General features: G+C 68.6%; 18 protein-coding genes and 2 riboswitches. Of the genes, 11 read left to right on the top strand and 7 right to left on the bottom strand.

Features of this window, described 5'->3' with window-relative positions; all coding sequences use genetic code 11:
• Positions 1-89: 89 nt before the first annotated feature.
• A riboswitch (cobalamin riboswitch) is annotated at positions 90-303 on the top strand.
• Positions 304-418: 115 nt separating this feature from the next.
• From AL346_RS18060 to AL346_RS18040, 5 genes are all read left to right on the top strand, one after another.
• Complete coding sequence (locus tag AL346_RS18060) at positions 419-3286, top strand: ribonucleoside-diphosphate reductase subunit alpha (protein ID WP_026015302.1); 2868 nt, start codon at positions 419-421, stop codon at positions 3284-3286.
• A gap of 23 nt (positions 3287-3309) precedes the next feature.
• Positions 3310-4407, top strand: a complete 1098-nt coding sequence (locus AL346_RS18055) for a ribonucleotide-diphosphate reductase subunit beta (RefSeq protein WP_019403132.1) — start codon at positions 3310-3312, stop codon at positions 4405-4407.
• Positions 4408-4617: 210 nt separating this feature from the next.
• Positions 4618-5664, top strand: coding sequence for an ABC transporter substrate-binding protein (locus AL346_RS25690; protein WP_019403131.1), 1047 nt, complete (start codon positions 4618-4620; stop codon positions 5662-5664).
• Positions 5665-5726: 62 nt separating this feature from the next.
• A complete protein-coding gene (locus AL346_RS18045) occupies positions 5727-6734 on the top strand; it encodes an iron ABC transporter permease (RefSeq protein WP_019403130.1) in 1008 nt (335 codons plus the stop codon).
• Complete coding sequence (locus tag AL346_RS18040) at positions 6731-7525, top strand: ABC transporter ATP-binding protein (protein ID WP_019403129.1); 795 nt, start codon at positions 6731-6733, stop codon at positions 7523-7525. Before AL346_RS18045 ends, AL346_RS18040 begins: the two co-directional genes overlap by 4 nt.
• Here AL346_RS18040 and AL346_RS18035 read toward each other — a convergent pair whose 3' ends face one another.
• From AL346_RS18035 to AL346_RS18020, 4 genes are all read right to left on the bottom strand, one after another.
• A complete protein-coding gene (locus AL346_RS18035; RefSeq protein ID WP_019403128.1) occupies positions 7526-8278 on the bottom strand; it encodes an ABC transporter ATP-binding protein in 753 nt (250 codons plus the stop codon).
• Positions 8275-9348, bottom strand: coding sequence for an iron ABC transporter permease (locus AL346_RS18030; protein ID WP_019403127.1), 1074 nt, complete (start codon positions 9346-9348; stop codon positions 8275-8277). Before AL346_RS18030 ends, AL346_RS18035 begins: the two co-directional genes overlap by 4 nt.
• The gene (locus AL346_RS18025; RefSeq protein ID WP_019403126.1) at positions 9341-10465 is read right to left on the bottom strand and encodes an ABC transporter substrate-binding protein; all 1125 of its coding nucleotides are present in this window, start codon (positions 10463-10465) and stop codon (positions 9341-9343) included. Before AL346_RS18025 ends, AL346_RS18030 begins: the two co-directional genes overlap by 8 nt.
• A gap of 114 nt (positions 10466-10579) precedes the next feature.
• A complete protein-coding gene (locus AL346_RS18020) occupies positions 10580-10972 on the bottom strand; it encodes a hypothetical protein (protein WP_019403125.1) in 393 nt (130 codons plus the stop codon).
• Between the two features lie 318 nt (positions 10973-11290).
• Positions 11291-11351, top strand: a riboswitch (Fluoride riboswitch).
• A 232-nt stretch (positions 11352-11583) separates the two neighbouring features.
• On the opposite strand from AL346_RS18020, the gene AL346_RS18015 reads away from it, so the two are divergent.
• From AL346_RS18015 to AL346_RS17995, 5 genes are all read left to right on the top strand, one after another.
• Positions 11584-11943 (top strand): DUF190 domain-containing protein, encoded by a 360-nt coding sequence (locus AL346_RS18015; RefSeq protein WP_019403124.1) that lies wholly within the window; start codon positions 11584-11586, stop codon positions 11941-11943.
• An 8-nt stretch (positions 11944-11951) separates the two neighbouring features.
• Entirely contained in the window at positions 11952-12344 is a 393-nt protein-coding gene (gene crcB, locus AL346_RS18010; RefSeq protein WP_026015300.1) for a fluoride efflux transporter CrcB, read from the top strand.
• A 10-nt stretch (positions 12345-12354) separates the two neighbouring features.
• Positions 12355-12756, top strand: coding sequence for a CrcB family protein (locus tag AL346_RS18005; protein WP_019403122.1), 402 nt, complete (start codon positions 12355-12357; stop codon positions 12754-12756).
• A 167-nt stretch (positions 12757-12923) separates the two neighbouring features.
• Positions 12924-14009 carry an NAD/NADP-dependent octopine/nopaline dehydrogenase family protein gene (locus AL346_RS18000; protein WP_019403121.1) on the top strand — a complete coding sequence of 362 codons (1086 nt, stop codon included), beginning with the start codon at positions 12924-12926 and terminating at the stop codon, positions 14007-14009.
• Positions 14010-14029: 20 nt separating this feature from the next.
• Entirely contained in the window at positions 14030-14500 is a 471-nt protein-coding gene (locus AL346_RS17995; protein ID WP_026015299.1) for an Lrp/AsnC family transcriptional regulator, read from the top strand.
• Between the two features lie 19 nt (positions 14501-14519).
• On the opposite strand, the gene AL346_RS17990 is transcribed toward AL346_RS17995, so the two are convergent.
• Genes AL346_RS17990 through AL346_RS17980 form a run of 3 tightly spaced genes read right to left on the bottom strand, consistent with a single transcriptional unit; the run spans position 14520 to position 17451 of the window.
• Positions 14520-16022, bottom strand: a complete 1503-nt coding sequence (locus AL346_RS17990; RefSeq protein ID WP_040404922.1) for a tripartite tricarboxylate transporter permease — start codon at positions 16020-16022, stop codon at positions 14520-14522.
• Positions 16019-16492 carry a tripartite tricarboxylate transporter TctB family protein gene (locus AL346_RS17985; protein WP_019403118.1) on the bottom strand — a complete coding sequence of 158 codons (474 nt, stop codon included), beginning with the start codon at positions 16490-16492 and terminating at the stop codon, positions 16019-16021. The genes AL346_RS17990 and AL346_RS17985 overlap by 4 nt, the downstream gene beginning before the upstream one ends.
• Positions 16483-17451 carry a tripartite tricarboxylate transporter substrate binding protein gene (locus AL346_RS17980; protein WP_245258918.1) on the bottom strand — a complete coding sequence of 323 codons (969 nt, stop codon included), beginning with the start codon at positions 17449-17451 and terminating at the stop codon, positions 16483-16485. Before AL346_RS17980 ends, AL346_RS17985 begins: the two co-directional genes overlap by 10 nt.
• A gap of 327 nt (positions 17452-17778) precedes the next feature.
• Here AL346_RS17980 and mazG point away from each other — a divergent pair, with 327 nt between their 5' ends.
• A complete protein-coding gene (gene mazG / locus AL346_RS17975) occupies positions 17779-18612 on the top strand; it encodes a nucleoside triphosphate pyrophosphohydrolase (protein ID WP_019403116.1) in 834 nt (277 codons plus the stop codon).

Below are 18612 nucleotides of genomic sequence, written 5' to 3'. Positions count from 1 at the left end.
AACGGCGACCGCACGGCCGCCCCCCGGCTCGCCGCCACGGCTGGGGAAGAGCGCCCAGCAAGATATTGACGCCGCGGCCCATGATCGGCACGATATCTGGTAGTCATGGTCTCTCGAATCGTCCTGAAGCGAGAGCTAAGAGGGAATCCGGTGCGCCTAGCGGCCAAGCCGGAGCTGCCCCCGCAACTGTGAGCGGCGAGCCACCGTCCATCTCGTGTCACTGGAGCCCGTGAGGCTCCGGGAAGGCCGGACGGAGGCGACGACCCGCGAGCCAGGAGACCTGCCGTGACTGGAACGAAACGTCCTCGGGCGGGGTGTCCCGGTGGATCGCTTGGGTCGTCGGGACCACGGCGTGAGCCGTCGACGCCATCCTCGCATCCGCCCGGCCTTTGCCCCCAGCAGATGGGGTTTGAAGCCGGTGTCTTTGTCCCTTGAAACCGAACGTCCATCCCGCGGGCCGCATGCCGCCCAGCCGGTCGCGTCCGCCACGGCATTCGAGCCGTCCTATCGTGTCATCCGCCGCAACGGCGCGGTGACGCCGTTCGATCCCTCGAAGATCGCGGTCGCGCTGACGAAGGCCTTCCTCGCCGTCGAGGGCAGCCATGCCGCGACCTCGCGCCGGGTGCACGACATCGTCGCGGGGCTGACGGAGCAGATCGTCGCCAGCCTCACTCGGCGGGCCGACGCCGGCCGCACGTTCCATATCGAGGACATCCAGGATCAGGTCGAGCTCGCCCTGATGCGGGGCGAGCACCACAAGGTGGCGCGCGCCTATGTCCTCTATCGTGAGGAGCGGGCCAGGGAGCGCGCCGCGACGCTGGCGCATGCTGGCGGCGCCGAGGCATCCGCGGCCCCGCTGCGCATGACAGCGGTGGACGGGGCGCTGATACCTCTCGACGCGGAAAGGCTTGAAGCGCTCGTCAAAGAGGCGGCCGAGGGGCTCGACGGGGTCGACGCCGGAGCCATCCTCGCCGAGACGCGCCGCAATCTCTATGACGGCATCTCGTCCGACGAACTCGCCCTCGCCCCGATCCTCGCGGCCCGCACCCTGATCGAGACGGAGCCCGACTATGCCAAGGTGTCGGCGCGCCTCCTCCTCGACAAGCTGCGCCGCGAGGCACTCACCTTTCTCGCCGGTCGTCCCGCGCAGGCGACGCAGGCCGAGATGGCGCAGCGCTACGGCGATTATTTCCGCGCCTATGTGAAGGCCGGCATCGCGCAGGAGCTGATCGACCCGGAACTCGGCCGCTTCGACCTCGACCGGCTTGCGGCGGCGATCGAGCCCGAACGCGATCTCCGGTTCGACTATCTCGGCCTGCAGACGCTCTACGACCGCTATTTCCTGCACGCGCGCGGCACCCGCTTCGAGCTGCCGCAGGCCTTCTTCATGCGCGTGGCCATGGGGCTCGCGCTGCGCGAGACCGACCGCGAGGCACGAGCGATCGACTTCTACCGGCTGCTGTCGTCCTTCGATTTCATGGCCTCGACGCCGACGCTGTTCAACGCCGGCACCCTGAGGCCGCAGCTCTCCTCGTGCTTTCTCACCACCGTGCCGGACGACCTCGACGGCATCTTCAAGGCGATCAGGGACAATGCGCTGCTCGCCAAATATTCCGGCGGGCTCGGCAACGACTGGACACGGGTGCGCGGGCTCGGCGCCCACATCAAAGGAACCAACGGCGAGAGCCAGGGCGTCGTGCCCTTCCTCAAGGTGGCGAATGACACCGCCATCGCGGTCAACCAGGGCGGCAAGCGCAAGGGCGCGGTCTGCGCCTATCTGGAGACCTGGCACATCGACATCGAGGAATTCCTCGACCTGAGGAAGAACACGGGCGACGAACGCCGCCGCACCCACGACATGAACACGGCCAACTGGGTGCCGGACCTGTTCATGGAGCGCGTCGAGGCGGACGGACCGTGGACGCTCTTCTCGCCAGACGAGACGCCGGACCTGCATGACCTCTACGGGCCAGCCTTCAAGGCCGCCTACGAGACCTACGAAGAGAAGGCCGCGCGCGGCGGGATGAAGGTGTGGAAGCAGCTCCGCGCCATCGACCTGTGGCGGCGCATGCTGACCATGCTCTTCGAGACCGGCCACCCGTGGATCACCTTCAAGGACCCGTGCAACATCCGCTCGCCGCAGGGCCACGCCGGCGTCGTGCATTCCTCGAACCTGTGCACCGAGATCACGCTGAACACGTCGGACGACGAGGTCGCCGTGTGCAACCTCGGCTCGGTGAATCTCGCCGCGCACGTCATCGCCGATGGTCTCGACCGCGAGCGTCTCGCGCAGACCGTCAAGACGGCGATGCGTATGCTCGACAACGTCATCGACATCAATTTCTACACGATCCCGGAGGCGCGGCGCTCGAACCTGCGGCACCGCCCCGTCGGCCTCGGCATCATGGGCTTCCAGGACGCGCTGCAGAGGCTGCGCATCCCCTACGCATCCCAGGAGGCTGCGCGCTTTGCCGACGAAAGCATGGAGACGCTCAGCTTCGAGGCGATCTCGGCCTCGGTCGATCTTGCCGCCGAGCGCGGTCGCTATCCGAGCTTCGAGGGCTCGCTGTGGTCCCAGGGCATCCTGCCGATCGACAGCATCGAACGGCTGGCCGAGGCGCGCGGTCGGCTCGACCTCGACCGCAGCATGCGGCTCGACTGGCCGGCCTTGCGCGCGCGCGTGACGCGCATCGGCATGCGCAATTCGAACTGCCTGGCCATCGCCCCGACGGCGACCATCTCCAACATCTGCGGCGTGTCGCAGTCGATCGAGCCCGCCTACCAGAACCTGTTCGTCAAATCCAACATGTCGGGCGACTTCACCGTCGTGAACGCGGCGCTCGTGCGTGACCTCAAGGCGCGCGGCCTGTGGGACGCGGTGATGATTTCCGATCTCAAATATTACGACGGCAGCCTCGGGCAGATCGACCGCATCCCGGACGATCTCAAGGCGCTCTATGCCACGGCGTTCGAGATCGCGCCCTCCTGGCTGGTCGAGGCGGCGGCCCGCCGGCAGAAATGGATCGACCAGGCGCAGTCGCTCAACCTTTATGTCGCCAATCCTTCCGGGCGGCAGCTCGACGAGACCTACCGCCTCGCCTGGCGGCGCGGCCTCAAGACGACCTATTACCTGCGCTCGCGCTCGGCCACCCATGTCGAGAAATCGACGTTGAAGGGCGTCGACGGCCGGCTCAACGCGGTCTCGGCCGCGCCCGTCGCCCGTCCCGCATCGGACGGCGCCAGGGCGTGCTCCATCGACGATCCCGGCTGCGAAGCCTGCCAGTGACGGCAAGACAAGGAGACAGGGCCATGCTCGACTGGCAGACCCCCGCGGCCGCCGCGCGCGCCATTGATCCCGCCACCGGCCTCGGCGCCATCGAACGCGGCGCCGCCCGCGTCACGGTCGACGACAAGCGCATGATCAACGCGCGCGCCGACGTGAACCAGCTGCTGCCGCTCAAGTACCGCTGGGCCTGGGAGAAACATCTCGCGGCCTGCAACAATCACTGGATGCCGACCGAGGTCTCCATGCAGGCAGACATCGCGTTGTGGAAGTCGCGCGACGGCCTCACCGAGGACGAGCGGCGCATGGTGAAGCGCAACCTCGGCTTCTTCGCCGCCTCCGAGAGCCTGGTCGCCAATAACATCGTGCTGGCGATCTACCGCCATCTCACCAATCCCGAGTGCCGCCAATATCTCCTGCGGCAGGCCTTCGAGGAGGCGGTGCATACGCATACCTTCCAGTACATCGTCGAGAGCCTCGGGCTCGACGAGGGCGAGCTCTTCAACATGTACCGCGAGGTGCCGTCGATCACCGACAAGGCGGCCTGGGCGCTCGGCCACACGCAGAGCCTCGACGACCCCGCCTTCGAGACCGGGACGCCGGAGGCCGACCGGGCCTTCCTGCGCGATCTCGTGGCCTTCTACGTCGTCTTCGAGGGGATGTGGTTCTACACCGGCTTCGCGCAGATCCTGTCGCTCGGCCGGCGCAACAAGATGGTCGGCATCGCCGAGCAGTACCAGTATATCCTGCGCGACGAGTCGATCCATCTGAACTTCGGCATCGACGTCATCAACCAGATCAGGCACGAGAACCCGCATCTGTGGACCGGCGCCTTCCAGGACGAGCTCAGGACCATGCTGAAGCAAGCGGCCGAGCTCGAGGCGGCCTACGGTCGGGACACGATGCCGCGCGGCTTCCTCGGGCTGAACGCGGCGCTGTGCGAGCAGTACATGCACTTCATCGCCAACCGCCGCTGCGCTCAGCTCGGCCTCCCGCCGGTGTTTCCCGAGACGCCGAACCCGTTTCCCTGGATGAGCGAAGCGATGGACCTCAAGAAGGAGAAGAACTTCTTCGAGACCCGCGTCATCGAATATCAGAACGGCGGCGCGCTCGCCTGGGACTGAGGCGATGCCACGATCCGCTCCTTCCATCCGTTGCCCGGCCGCCAGCGCATGGCGCGAACGCCGTGCACACGGTCTTGCGCCGGTATACGGCACGACGTAATGAAATGTTATAACGTTGCCAATTTCAGCTACGGCGCGTTCCTGACCGCCTGCGCCGGTCCCGAACGGGACCAGCGGCGAACCGGAATGGCCTGTTTTCCGAGAGGGACCATGACCTTGTCCGAATTCCTTCGCCCCTTCCTCGGGGCCTGCGGTGCAGCCGCCCTCTTCGCGCTTGCCCCACCCGCGGTCGCCGGGCAGACGCAATATCCGCTGACGGTGACGAATTGCGGCCGCGACCTCACCTTCACCCGTGCGCCGGCACGGACCGTCTCCGTCGGCCAGAGCGCGACGGAAATCCTCTACCTTCTCGGCCTTGCCGAGAAGGTCGTCGGTACGGCGGTGTGGCTCGGGCCGGTGATCGAGGGCTACGAGGAGGTCAATGCCACCATCCCGCGGCTTGCCGACAATGATCCGAGCTTCGAGAGCGTGCTCGGCGCGAAGCCGGACCTCGTCGCGACGCAGTTCCAGTGGCAGATCGGCCCGCAGGGCGTGGTCGCGACGCCCGAGCAGTTCGCCGAGCTCGGCATCCCGGTCTACACCTCGCCGGCCGACTGCATCGGCAAGGACAATTCGAGCGGCGGCGACGGCGTGCGCACCGCCAAGTTCTCCATGGACCTGATCTATCAGGAGATCGACGATCTCGCCCGCATCTTCGACGTCAAGGAGCGTGCGGACGAACTGATCGCCGAACTGAAGGCGCGCGAAGCGGCGGCCCGGCAGAAGATCGCCTCGCTCGACGGCAAGGTATCGGCCGTCTTCTGGTTCTCCAGCGCCGAGCTCGACATCGACCCCTATGTCGCGGGGCTGAGCGGCGCACCGGGCTACATCATGGCGACGCTCGGGATCCGCAACGTCATCGACAGCGAGGAGGAATGGCCGACGGTCGGCTGGGAGACGATCGCGCGGGCCAATCCGACGGTCCTCGTCGCCGGCCGGATGGACCGGCGCCGCTACCCGGCCGACGACATCGCCGTGAAGCTGAAGTTCCTCGAGACCGATCCGGTCGCGCGCCTCATGCCGGCGGTGAAGGACGGCCGCGTCGTCGTCATGGACGCCCAGGCGATGAACCCGACGATCCGCACGATCGAGGGCATCGAGGTGCTCGCCGAGGCGCTCGAGAAGTCCGGTCTCGTTGCGTCCGGTCCCGCCAAGTGACGTCGCTACCGTTACCCTCGGCGGAGGTCGACGCGAGTCAAGCGAGGCCGGCGCTCGCACCTTTGCGCTTCGTCGCCGGCGGGCTCGTCGCCGCCGCGACCCTGGCGGCGGCACTCGCGCTCGGCGCGGCCGTGGGCGAGACGTCCATTCCGGTGGAGACCGTCGCCAAGACCGTGGCCAACCGCCTGTGGGGCGCGGGCCATGCGCTCGATCCCATCGACGAGGGCATCGTCTGGAACTACCGCATCGCGCGCGCCCTCGTCGCCGCCTGCTGCGGCGCCTCGCTCGCCTTGTGCGGCGTCGTGCTCCAGTCCCTGCTCCGCAACGCGCTTGCCGACCCGTATATCCTCGGCATCTCGGCGGGCGCATCGAGCGGGGCGGTCGCCGTCGCCATCCTCGGCCTCGGCTCCGGCTTCGTATCGCTGTCGCTCGGCGCCTTCGCCGGAGCGCTCCTCGCCTTCGGCCTCGTCGCGCTGCTCGCGCTCGGGGCCGGACGGGGCCCGGCGGCCATCATCCTCGCGGGGATCGCCGGCTCCCAGCTCTTCAACGCCCTCACCTCCTTCGTCGTCACGAAATCGGCGACGGCCGACCAGGCGCGCGGCATCATGTTCTGGCTGCTCGGCAACCTGTCAGGCGTGCGCTGGCCCGACGTGTCGCTCGCCGTGCCCGTGGCGCTCGGCGGGCTCCTCATCTGCCTCGCCCATGCGCGCGCCCTCGATGCCTTCGCCTTCGGCTCCCGGTCCGCGGCATCGCTCGGCGTGCCGGTGAAGCGAGTCTATGCGGTGCTCATCGCCGCCTGCGCCTTCATGACGGCGACCATGGTGAGCATCGTCGGCTCGATCGGCTTCGTCGGGCTCGTCATTCCGCACGCGGCGCGCCTCATTGTCGGCGTGCGGCACGGGCGGCTGCTGCCCACCTCGTCCCTCATCGGGGCGACCTTCATGATCGCGGCGGACGTCCTGTCCCGCACGGTTATTCCCGGGCAGGTCCTGCCCATCGGCGTCATGACGGCGCTCGTCGGGGCGCCCGCCTTCGCGATGATCCTCATTCACAGGCCCGTTGCCCGATGATGCTGAGCGCACAGGACCTCGTCTGGCGGGCCGGACGGCGGGCCATTGTCGACCGGGTGTCGCTCGATGTCAGGCCGGGCGAGTTCCTCGGCCTCGTCGGGCCGAACGGCTCCGGCAAGACGAGCCTCATCGCCATGCTGGCCGGCCTGCGTGCGCCGGCCTCGGGCACCGTCACGCTCGCCGGCACGCCCCTTGCCCGCATGAACCGCCGCGATCTCGCGCGCCGGATCGCCCTCGTCGAGCAACAGGCCGAAACGGCCGAACGCCTGACGGCCCGCGAAGCCGTCGCGCTCGGCCGCACGCCGCATCTGAGCGCCCTCTCCCCCTGGTCCTCGCGCGACGACGCGATCGTCGACAAGGCGATGGCGGACGTCGACATGACGCATCTTGCGTCGCGTTCGTGGCAGACCCTGTCCGGCGGCGAGCGCCAGCGGCTCCACATCGCCCGCGCGCTCGCGCAGGAGCCGCGCATCCTCATCCTCGACGAGCCGACCAACCATCTGGACATCGAGCACCAGATCGGCCTGCTCGACCTCGTGCGCTCGCAGGACCTCACCGTGGTCGCGGCGCTGCACGACCTCAACCACGCCGCCATGTTCTGCGACCGTATCGCCGTCATGCAGACGGGCCGCCTCGTCGCGCTCGGCACGCCTGCCGACATCCTGACAACCCGGCGCCTCGCCGAGGTCTTCAAGGTCGACGCGAGCGTCGAAATCGATGCCGCCGGCTCCTGCTTCATCCGCTACCGGCGCCCTGTCACGGCGCATCGCGCGCGGCATGCAGCGTCCTGATCAGTGCCTGGACGCCCGCAGCGGCGTGACGTTGGGGCGTCCGTCGCCGGCGAGGGCGACGGAGGCTTCGACGCCGAAGACCTGCGCCAGCATGGCCTCGTCGATGACGTCGGCCGGAGCGCCGAAGCGCGCCAGCCGGCCGTTGCGTATGACGGCCACCGCATCGGCGAAGCGGGCCGCCATGTTGAGGTCGTGCAGCACGACGAGCGTCGTCAGCCGCCGCGCGACGGTGAGGCGCCGGACGATCTCCAGCACCTCGAGTTGGTGGCGCACGTCGAGCGCGCTGATGGGCTCGTCGAGCATGAGCAGTCGCGGCTCGGCCGCGAGCACCTGGGCGAGGAAGACGAGCTGGCGCTGGCCGCCGCTGAGCTCGCCCAGATAGCGGGCGGCGAGCCGGTGCAGGCCGAGCTCGGACAGGACGGCGTCCACCGCCGCGAGATCGGCCTCCCCGACGCGCAGGCCGAGCCGGCCCAGCCGGCCGAGCAGCACCGTCTCCAGCACCGTCAGCGCGGCGCGTGCGCCGATGTCCTGCGGCATGTAGCCGATGCGCCCCGGCCGCCGGGCCTCGCCGTCGAAGGTGATGGACCCGGCGTGCGGCACGAGGCCGGCCACGGCCTTCACAAGGGAGGACTTGCCCGAGCCGTTCGGCCCGAGGATGGCGAGGATCTCGCCGGGCCCGGCCGAAAGGTCGAGCCCATCGATGACCTGTGTCGCGCCGTAGCGCACGGCGAGCTGCGAAATGGCGACTTTCACCAGAAGGCCCTCCGGCAGGATACCGTCAGCCACACGAAGAAGGGCACGCCGACGAGCGAGGTGACGATGCCGATCGGCACGATCGCGCCCGGCAGCACGGTCTTGCTGGCAATCGAGGCGAGCGACAGGAGAAGCGCGCCGAAGAGCGCGGATGCCGGCAGGAAGCTGCGCTGGTCCTCCCCCACCAGCATGCGCGCCACATGCGGCGCGACGAGGCCGATGAAGCCGATGGTGCCGACGAAGGCCACCGCGACGCCGGTCAGCGCCGAGACGAGAGCGAAGCAGCGCAGGCGCAGCCGCCGCACGTCGACGCCGAGGCCGCGGGCGCGCTCGTCGCCGAGCTTGAGCGCCGTGAGCCGCCAGGCATCGCGCATGAGGCAGGGCACACAGGCGACGAGCACAAGGAGGATGATGGCGAGCTTGCCCCATGTCGCCTTCTGCAGGCTGCCGAACAGCCAGAAGACGATCTGCTGCAGGGCCTCGGGCGAGGCCACGAACTGGAGGAGCGACAGCAGCGCCTGGAACAGGAAGAGGAGCGCGATGCCGCCGAGCACCAGCATCTCGGGCGAGGCGTCGCGCGTCTGGCCGATGGCGTAGACGCCGGCACAGGCCAGCCCGGCGAAGAGGAAGGCCATGACGGGAACGGCATAGGCCTCCGGCACGGGCAGCGCGACGCCGATGACGATGACGAGCGCGGCGCCGAAGCCCGCGCCCGCCGAGACGCCGAGCGTATAGCTCGACGCCAGCGGATTGTTGAGGATGGTCTGCATGATCGCCCCCGACAGCCCGAGCGCCGCGCCGACGACGAGCGCGACGAAGGCGACGGGCAGCCGGATCGACCACACGATGGCATCGACCGAACGCTCTCCCGCCATGCCGGCGAGGGAGCGCACGACATCGGCCGGCGAGAGGAAGGCCGGGCCGGTCGCGACATCGAGGACGAGGCTCGCGACGAGCCCGAGGCTGCCGGCGAGGAGGACCATGGCGCGGCGCCGCGCGATGGCGCCGTGCAGGGCCGCGATGCCTTCGGCCCGGGGTTGCGCCAGCGGCGCGAGGAGCACGTCAGTCATGGCCGTAGTCCAGCATCCAGGTGCCGCTGAAGGGGATCGGCAGGTACTTCTCGTGGTAGTCCCGGAAGGCCCCGACCGGATCGACGTCGGCGAAGGCGGCGGGATAGAGCAGCTTGCCGATGAACTGCATCGCGACGAAGTCGTAGAGCGTGCGGCACAGGCCGTGCTCGATGGCGGCGATCCGCCCCTCGCGGATGGCGGCAAGGTCGGACCAGCCGGCCCGTTCGGCATAGGGGCGCAGGGTGGCGCGCGTGCCGTCCGGCGTCATGTCATAGCCGGTGCGCACGGCCTTCGGCCGGTTCACCCAGGACGAGCCGGCAATGAGGATGAGGTCCGGGTCCTCGGCGATGACGGTCTCGGGATTGAGCTGCCCCCACGGCCCCGGCAGCCGGCCCTCGGCGAGGTTCTCGGCGCCGAGGAGCGTGATGATCCGGCCCCACATGGTGCCGTTGTAGGTGTTGCCCACGGTGTCGGCGCCGCCCTGCCCCAGTTCCACATAGACCTTGGGGCGTGGCTTGCCGGCCCGCTCGCTTCTGGCCCGCTCCACCCTGGCCATGACGTCGGCATATTCGCGCTGATAGAGGTCGGCGAGCTCTTCCGCGCGCTCCTCGGCCCCCATGATCCGGCCGATGGCCCGCGTCGAGGCGACATGCCGGTCGAGCTCCTGGGCGTTGTAGTCGATGACGACGATGGGGATGCCGGCGCCCTCGATCTGGTCGCGGGCCGTCGTCAGCGCCTTGTAGGCCCATTCGGACATGAGAAGGACGTCGGGCTTCAGGCCGATCACCTTCTCGGCGCTGAAGCTGCCGTCGTCGGTGTGGCCGATATCGGGCATGTCGGCGAGGTTGGGGATGACCGCCTTGTAGCGGGAGAAGATGGCCGGTCGCCAGCCTTCCCACGGCGTACGCGAGATGCCGACGACGCGGCGCCAGCCTTCGAGCCCGGCCACGGCCGTGAATTCCTCGAAGTTGAAGTTGACGGCGACACGCGCGACGGGAAGCTCGACCGTGACCTTGCGGCCGAGCGCATCGGTGATTTCGGTAGGGGCCGCGCCCGCCGCGAGCGGACAAGCGATGACGACGGCTGCCGCGAGCAGCCTCGAAACGGTTCTGAACATGGATGCCTGCCTTGCCGGCCGTGCTGGCCGGCGCTGTTCCGGGAAGACACGCAACGTGGCGCTTCGGGTGGGAAGGCGTTGCGATGGGACAGGGGGACGGGCGCTGTGGCCCGTTCAGGCAGCGGCCGGCGGCCCGCGTGGACAGGCGGGAGAATGCCAGGCGAGGAAGCCGCGCGGCTCGTCGCGATGGTTCGCGAAGGCGATGCGGTCCTCGATGCGGTAGGCGACGGGAGTGAAGGCGTTCGCTGCCGGCGGCACGGCGCTGCCCGCCAGGGAACATCCGGCGATGCAGCAGTTGAAGCGCCCGTCGGTTGCGGGGGCGCCCTCGTCCTGCTGCATGTCCATGGCGCCGGGGGCGCAGAGCATGAAGGCGACGTCGCCGTCCGGGCCGGGGACGGCATGGGCCTCGACGGCAAGGCCGGTGAGAAGCGACTGCAGCACGAAGAGATAGGCCGCGACGAGCGCTATCCAGCGTCGCGTCCGTGTCCCGTGCCGCCTGCGCTCCATGTGCACGCACCGCCTCCCATTCACCGGCGACATTAGCATCGCGCCGGCGCGGCTCAACAAGGGCCTCGTGCGGCCCAACGCCGCCCGGCCCTTCGACATATGCTTAGCACCCGGCGCGCCGGCGTATTTGATGTCGCGCAAGCGTCGGGAAGAGAGTCACGTCATCAGGTCAAGTGATGCTGAAACAGCGATGGGTAACCGATTTATATGAAACAATAATCCATTCTTTGAATGCGAACGGATCGCGTTTGATGGAGGCGATCGCGCCAGAGCCGTCCGGCAGGTCTCTTGTGCCTCTCCAGCGGGTTGGCTATCAAGGAGACCGCAGGGGATGGGGTCCCCCGTAACCGCCGCAGAGGCTGATGACTCCTACCGGGCGCCTCACGCGCGGTGGGAACGCGTCCATTCTCCTTCCGCATCGGGCCGTCCGACTGTTGACGACAGAAGGGGAGCGAGCCATGCGGATCCACGTGAACGAACAGCACAGCGCCCGGCGTATCCCGCCGGCCCGCCCCTCCCAACCGCTGCGCAGCCGATTGCCCCGTACCAGCCCGGTGCGGAACTCCTTCCTGCGCCGATAATCCGTTGCAGTCCTGTTCGGAGGATTTGCCGTGCAGATATCGCAGAAGGCCACGCTGCTCAGGATCTTCATCGGCGAGGACGACCGCGCCAATGGTCGCCCGCTCTACGAGGATATCGTGCTGAAAGCCCGCGAGGCGGGCTTGGCCGGGGCCACGGTGCTGCGCGGACCACTGGGCTTCGGCCGCTCCAGCATTCTCCACACGGCCAAGATCCTGCGGCTGTCGCAGGACCTGCCGGTCGTCATCGAGATCGTCGACAGCGACGAGAAGATCCAGAGCTTCCTGCCCCTGCTCGATGCCTATACGAGCAGCTGCCTCGTCACGCTCGAGAAGGTCACGGTGGTGCGCTACGGCGGCAGCGCCGGCGCGGCAGACGATTCGACGCCGTGAGCCTCGCCATGAGTCTTCAGGCCTGTCTCCTCGTGCTGCTCGGCGGCTTTTTCGGCGGCACGTCCCGCTTCTTCGTCTCCGGCGCGGTCGGCCGCCGGGTCGGCGAGACCTTTCCCTGGGGCACCTTCGCGGTGAACGTCTCCGGCTCCGCCCTCATCGGCTTTCTCGCCGGGCTTGGCCAGAGGCACGGCGGTGTCTTTGCAGGCGAAGCGTTTCGCGCGTTCTTCATCGTCGGGTTCTGCGGCGGCTATACCACCGTCTCCTCGTTCTCCCTGCAGACACTCAATCTCGCGCTCGACGGCGAGCAGCGCGGCGCGGCCTTCAACGTCGTGGCATCGGCCCTCGCATGCCTCGCCGCCACCGGCGCAGGCTTTCTGGCCGCAGCAGGCCTCGCACGGTGAGGCACGGGCGATGACGCGGCGCGAGACCATCCGCATCTATCTCGCTGTCGGCTGCGGCGCGGCGCTCGGGTCGCTGCTGCGCCTTCTCGTCGCCGTCGGCACCGGGGCGTGGCCCGTCGTCCCGCCCTACAGCACGACCGGCATCGTCAATGTCGCGGGCTCGTTCGTGATCGGCTTCTTCGCGACCCTTACGGGCCCTGACGGGCGCGTCATGATCGGCCCGGCCGGGCGCCAGTTCGTCATGGGCGGACTGTGCGGCGGGCTGACCACCTTCTCGGCCATGAGCCTCGATACGCTCATCCTCCTCCTCGACCGCCCCGGGGTCGCCGCGCTCTATCTGGCCGCCGTCGTCCTCCTGTCGCTCTGCGCCGTCTTTGCCGGCCATGCGCTCGCGGCCCGCCTCAATCGCTAGCGGGCGCGGGAACCGTTTTGCGCGAAGGCGGGCGCTCAAATAACCACCCGAAATTGCATGCTCCACAGCCCGGCAAATTGGGGCAGGATTTCCCGCGCACCGCGCTATGATCGGCAGCCGGCGCCGGAAATGCGCCGGTGTGTACAAGGAATCTTTCGGGAGACGACATGAAGGTTGCCATTCTCGGGACCGGGGGCATCGGTCTTGCCACCGCCGCCTGGCTCGCCCACCACGGCCATGTGCCGGTGCTCTGGTCGCCGTCGGGCGCGGGCACGCGCGAGCTCGCGGCGGGGGAGAGCCTGCGCTACAGCGGCAAGATCGAGGGCGAGTGCCGGCCGGAGGTCGCTTCGAGCGCGGCCGGGGCGGTGGCGGATGCCGACGTCATCCTCGTGGCCGTTCCCGGCAACGGGCATCGCACCGTGATGGAGGCGGCGGCCCCGCACATCCGGCCGGGCCAGGTGGTGATCATCAGCTCGCTGTGCTCGCTGAGCGCGCTCTACCTGTCGCGTCTCCTCGCCGAGCGGGGCGTCGAGGTGCCGATCGCCACCTGGGGCACCACGGTGCTGACGGCGCGCCGGCGCAGCGGCACCGAGGTCGCGATCATGACGGTGCGCACCAGCCTGCATGTCGCCACCCTGCCCGTCTCGCAGGCCGCCGTCGGCATCGAGACCTGCCGGACGCTCTTCGGCGACCGCTTTCTCGCGCAATCCGACGTGCTCGCCACCTCGCTCATCAACATCAACCCGGTGGCCCATCTCGGGCTGGCGCTCGGCAATCTCACGCGCATCGAACGCGGCGAGAACTGGCCGCAGTACCATTACATGACGGATTCCGTCAGCCGGCTGATCACGACGCTGGACCACGAGCGGCTCGCCGTCGCCGGCGCCTTCGGCCTGACGATCCATCCCATCGAGGAGCATTTCCACCGCTCCTTCGACGTACCGATGACGGACCTCGCCGAGATCGCGCGGACGATCCATGCGCGGCGCGGCGGCCCGCCCGGGCCGACCTCGCTCGATACGCGCTTCATCCTCGAGGATGTGCCCTACGGTCTCGTCTTCGCCGAGGCGGTGGGCAAGATCGCGGGCGTCGACACCTCGGTGCATGCGGCGGCGATCACGCTCGTCTCGGCCATCTGGGGGCGCGATTTCCGGGCCGAGAACGACCTCCTGCCCGTGCTCGGCCTCGACGGCCTGTCGAAGGACGAACTGCTGCAGCGCGCCCGGCACGGCTGGCCGGCGGGCAAGGCATAGCAGGCGGACAGCCCATGGCGATCGACGAATTCGACCGTCGCATCCTTGCCGCCCTGCAGGGCGATGCGACCCTCTCCATCGCCGAGATCGCGGAGCGGGCGGGCCTCTCGCCCACGCCGTGCTGGCGGCGCATCCAGAAGCTGGAGCGGGCCGGCATCATCCGCAAGCGCGTCGCCCTGCTCGACCGCAAGCAGCTCAACGCCGGCGTCACGGTGTTCATCGCGGTGCGCACCAGCCAGCACACGCTCGCCTGGCTCGAGAAGTTCCAGAAGGCCGTGGCCGATATTCCGGAGATCGTCGACGTCTACCGCATGAGCGGCGAGATCGACTATCTGCTGCGCGCCCTCGTCACCGACATCGCGGCCTATGACGCGGTGTACAAGAAGCTCATCAGCCGCGTCGACCTCACCGACGTCTCCTCCATGTTCGCCATGGAGGAGATCAAGTCGACGACCGAGATACCGCTCGACTACGCCCTCGCCTCGGGCTGAGCGGGCCGAGCGGCGGCCTTCAGGCCGCCGCCGGCTTGCGCTGCCGCTCGCGCCAGGCCCGGTAGAGCGGCGTCACCAGCACGAGGGCGGTCAGCAGCGCGATGATGATCGACACCCAGGACGACACCAGCACGGCCGGGTTGCCCTGGGAGATGGTGAGCGAGAGCCGCAGCTGGCTCTCGGCCATCGGTCCGAGGATGAGCCCGAGCACGACGGGCGCCTGCGGATAGCCCAGCTTCTCCATCACATAGGCGACGAGCCCAACGCCGACGAGGATGTAGAGATCGAACATCGCGTTGTTGACGGCATAGACGCCGATGGCGACGAAGAGGATGATCAGCGGCGCCAGCACCACGCGCGGCAGCCGCAGCACCTGGCCGAAGATGCGCGTCGCGGCAAGGCCGCCGACGACGAGCAGCAGGAAGGCGGACAGGAGCATCTGCAGCATGAAGCCGTAGACGACGTCCGGATGGTCGCGGAAGAGCTGCGGCCCGGGCCTGAGGCCGTGGACCAGCAGCCCGCCGAGAATGACGGCCGCGACGCCCGAGCCCGGAATGCCGAGCGACAGGGCCGGAATGAGCGCGGCGGCATTGTCCGCGCCGTTGCCGGCCTCCGAGGCCGCGACACCCTCCGGGTTGCCCTGCCCGAAGGTTTCCGGGCTGCGCGCCACGCGCTTGGCGTCGTTATAGGCGAGGAAGGACGACATGCTGCCGGCGGCGCCCGGCATGATGCCGATGAAGACGCCAATGGCGGAGCTGCGCAGCCAGACGGGCAGGAAATAGCGCCATTCGCGCAGGACGGAGCGCTGCTTCCTGAATTTCAGGGCCGCGGCCGACATGCCTTCCTTGATCGATTCCTCCGCCATCTGGAAGACCGGCGGCAAAGCGAAGAGCCCGGTCAGCAGCACCACGATGCTGAAACCGTCCATCAGCTCGAGGCTGCCGAAGGTGAAGCGCTCCGTGCCGCTCGTCAGGTCCTGCCCGACCGTGCCGATGAGGAGGCCGATGAGCGAGGCGGTGACACCCTTGACGAGGTCGTCGCCGAGCAGCGCCGAGATGGTGGCAAGGCCGAGCATCGCCAGCCAGAAATATTCCGCCGGCCCGAACAGCAGGCTCACCTTGACGAGCGGCGGCGCGAAGAGGATGAGCGCGATGGCCGAGAGGGCGCTGCCGATGACGCCGGAGACGACCGCGACCTGCAGCGCATAGGCGGCTTCGCCCCGCTTCGTCATCTCGTAGCCGTCGAGGATGGTGGCGACGGAGGCCGGCGTGCCGGGCACGCGCATGAGGATGGCGGGAATGGCACCGCCATAGCTGCCGGCATTGTACATGCCGGCCATCATGCCGAGCGCGAACAGCGGATCGAGCCCGAAGGTGATGGGAATGAGGATGGCGATGCCCGTCGTCACCGTGAGGCCGGGCAAGGCGCCGACGACGAGGCCGGCGATGGAGCCGATGACGACGGCGAGGAGATTGGCCGGCGCGAAGACGTGTGGCAGGGCGTGGACAAGGGCATCGATCACCGCACCGTCTCCCACAGGTGCATCAGGACGTCGGGCGGCAGGGGCCGCTCGAGAACGACATTGAAGATGAGCACGATCGCGGCGAGCGTGCCGAGGGCGAGCGGGACGGTGAGCGCGAGGCGCCGATAGCCGAGCACGAACGGCAGGCCGACGGCGAGCGCGAAGCTCGGCAGCAGGTAGCCGGCGACGCCGATGGCCGCGACATAGGCGACGAGGATCACGACCGCGAGCAGGAAGCGCGGCAGATGGGCGAAGAACGGCTGCCCGCCGGCTTCGGCGCCGTGCCGGAGCTGGCGCACGGTGACCACGACGGCGCACAAGGCGAGCAGTGCCGCCAGCACGCGCGGGAAGGCCGCGCTCTCGGCCGGATAATCGGCCGAGAGGACGAATACCCCACCCGCGACGGCGATGAGCGCCGCCGCGAACACGATCTCGACGATGCGTCGAAAGGGACCGGCCGTCACCGCCACGGCGAGACCTTCCAGGTCGCCTCGAGGTCGGCGGTGCTCTTGTCGAGGAAGGCCTTGTAGTCGCCCGAGGCGAGATAGTGCAGCGGGATCTCCGCCTTCTTGGCCGCCTCGAGGTATTCCGGATCGTTCAGGGCCTTGTCGACCGCCGCTTCCAGCTGGGCGACGATGTCGGCGGGCATGCCCTTGGGCGCGGCGATGCCGCGCGAGGACCCGGCCACGACGTCATAGCCCTGCTCGCGGAAGGTCGGCGCGTCCTTCAGATAGTCCGACCGCTCCTCGCTCATGACGCCGATGACGCGGATCTCGCCCTCGCGCGAGAGCTGCAGCGCCTCGCTGAGATTCATCGTCGCCGCGGGGATGTGGCCGCCGAGCACCGCCTGGCGCACCGGCGCCGTGCCGCCGAAGGGCGCGTGCGTCAGCTTGACGTCGGCCAGGCGCTCGAAATTGAGGATGGTGATGTGCTCGGACGAGCCGACGGCGCCGGAGGTGCCGATGGCGATCGAGCCGGGCTTCGCCTTGGCCGCCTCGACGAGGTCCTTCACGGACTGGTACGGGCTGTTCTTGCCGACGACGAGCACGCCCGGGTCGTAGACGAGGTTCGCGATGGGCTGGAAGTCGTCCATCTTGAACTTGGCCTTGCCCTCGACGACGAGCGCATTGATGGCCGGCACGTTGATGAAGCCGATGGTGTAGCCATCGGGCTTGGCCTGGGCGACCGCCGTCCAGCCGATCTCGCCGCCGGCGCCGGGCTTGTTGATGACGGCGATGCGCGCGCCGCCGCCGAGGTGCTTCTCCATGAAGCTCGCGATCGAGCGGGCGGCAACGTCGGTGCCGCCGCCCGGCGCGAAGGCGACGATCATCTCGATCGGCTTCGTCGGATAATCTGCCGCAAGGGCGCTGCCGGACAACGCCACGGCGGCAGCCACTCCCATGAGCCCTGCGCGGAAAACTCGTTTCATCTGCTCCACTCCTCCGAAAATCCGCCGCATCGGGACGGCGGCGCACAGCCGATCTTATCGTCCTCTATAACGGCCGACATGTTCTTTTCAACGTACCGCACAAGGACAGCTTTGCCGGCACGATGGCGTGACGATAGCCCAGGCGCAGCGGAATAGGTTTTCCTTTCACGCCGCTGCCGGCCCCTGTCCCGAAAATGCCGTGCGGACGCTCGTCCCTGCCTGAAATATTACTGTCACCCACCGTGTGGAGCCGGACAGGGGCACCGGCCGAAAATTCTGCTATTGAGGGCCCCCATCCGCCGCTGCCGCCCGACACCGAGGCTCGACATGACACCATCCCGCGATATCGAGGTGCTCCTTGCCATCATGGCGGCGCTGCGCACGCCGGGCACCGGCTGCCCCTGGGATCTCGAACAATCCTTCGAGACCATCGTGCCCTATACGATCGAGGAGGCCTACGAGGTGGCCGACGCAATCGAGCGGCGAGATTTCCTCGACCTGCGCGACGAGCTCGGCGATCTCCTGCTGCAGGTCGTATTCCATGCCCGCATGGCGGAGGAAGAGGGCCTGTTCGCCTTCGGCGACGTCGTCCAGGCGATCACTGCCAAGCTCATCCGCCGCCATCCGCATGTCTTCGGCGAGGCGCGCGATCTCGCCCCGGAGGCGGTGAAGGCGCTCTGGCACGACATCAAGCGGCAGGAGAAGGACGAACGACGCCGCGAGCGCTCCGCCGCGGGCGAGGAGGAAGACGCGCGGCGGGGTCTCCTCGCCGACGTGCCGAAGGTGCTGCCCGCGTTGACGCGGGCCGAGAAGCTGCAGCGCAAGGCGGCGACGGTCGGCTTCGACTGGACCGAGCGGCGGGCCGTCGTCGACAAGATCCGCGAAGAGCTGCGCGAGGTGGAGGAGACGCTCGATTCGGCCGACCGGGCGGCTCAGCAGGACGAGATCGGCGACCTGCTGTTCGCCGTCGCCAATCTCGCCCGCCACCTCGACATCGACCCCGAGGCGGCGTTGCGCGGCACCAATGCCAAGTTCGAGCGCCGATTCCACTTCATCGAGCAAGTCGTTGAAGACAAGGGCGCTTCCATGTCCGACGTCTCCCTCGAGGACATGGAGGACATCTGGCAGGAAGCCAAGCGCAGGGAACGCGAGGGCGCGTGA

This window comes from Chelatococcus sp. CO-6, from assembly GCF_001271345.1.
Taxonomy (GTDB): Bacteria; Pseudomonadota; Alphaproteobacteria; order Rhizobiales; family Beijerinckiaceae; genus Chelatococcus_A; species Chelatococcus_A caeni.
Note: the sequence above shows the minus strand (reverse complement) of the source record. Positions and strands in the feature narration are given on the sequence as shown.

Coding starts and splice junctions, on each gene's coding strand:
- AL346_RS18055 (WP_019403132.1), top strand. CDS start 3,310: ATGCTCGACTGGCAGACCCCCGCGGCCGCCGCGCGCGCCATTGATCCC.
- AL346_RS25690 (WP_019403131.1), top strand. CDS start 4,618: ATGACCTTGTCCGAATTCCTTCGCCCCTTCCTCGGGGCCTGCGGTGCA.
- AL346_RS18040 (WP_019403129.1), top strand. CDS start 6,731: ATGATGCTGAGCGCACAGGACCTCGTCTGGCGGGCCGGACGGCGGGCC.
- AL346_RS18030 (WP_019403127.1), bottom strand. CDS start 9,348: ATGACTGACGTGCTCCTCGCGCCGCTGGCGCAACCCCGGGCCGAAGGC.
- AL346_RS18025 (WP_019403126.1), bottom strand. CDS start 10,465: ATGTTCAGAACCGTTTCGAGGCTGCTCGCGGCAGCCGTCGTCATCGCT.
- AL346_RS18020 (WP_019403125.1), bottom strand. CDS start 10,972: ATGGAGCGCAGGCGGCACGGGACACGGACGCGACGCTGGATAGCGCTC.
- crcB (WP_026015300.1), top strand. CDS start 11,952: ATGAGTCTTCAGGCCTGTCTCCTCGTGCTGCTCGGCGGCTTTTTCGGC.
- AL346_RS18005 (WP_019403122.1), top strand. CDS start 12,355: ATGACGCGGCGCGAGACCATCCGCATCTATCTCGCTGTCGGCTGCGGC.
- AL346_RS18000 (WP_019403121.1), top strand. CDS start 12,924: ATGAAGGTTGCCATTCTCGGGACCGGGGGCATCGGTCTTGCCACCGCC.
- AL346_RS17980 (WP_245258918.1), bottom strand. CDS start 17,451: ATGAAACGAGTTTTCCGCGCAGGGCTCATGGGAGTGGCTGCCGCCGTG.
- mazG (WP_019403116.1), top strand. CDS start 17,779: ATGACACCATCCCGCGATATCGAGGTGCTCCTTGCCATCATGGCGGCG.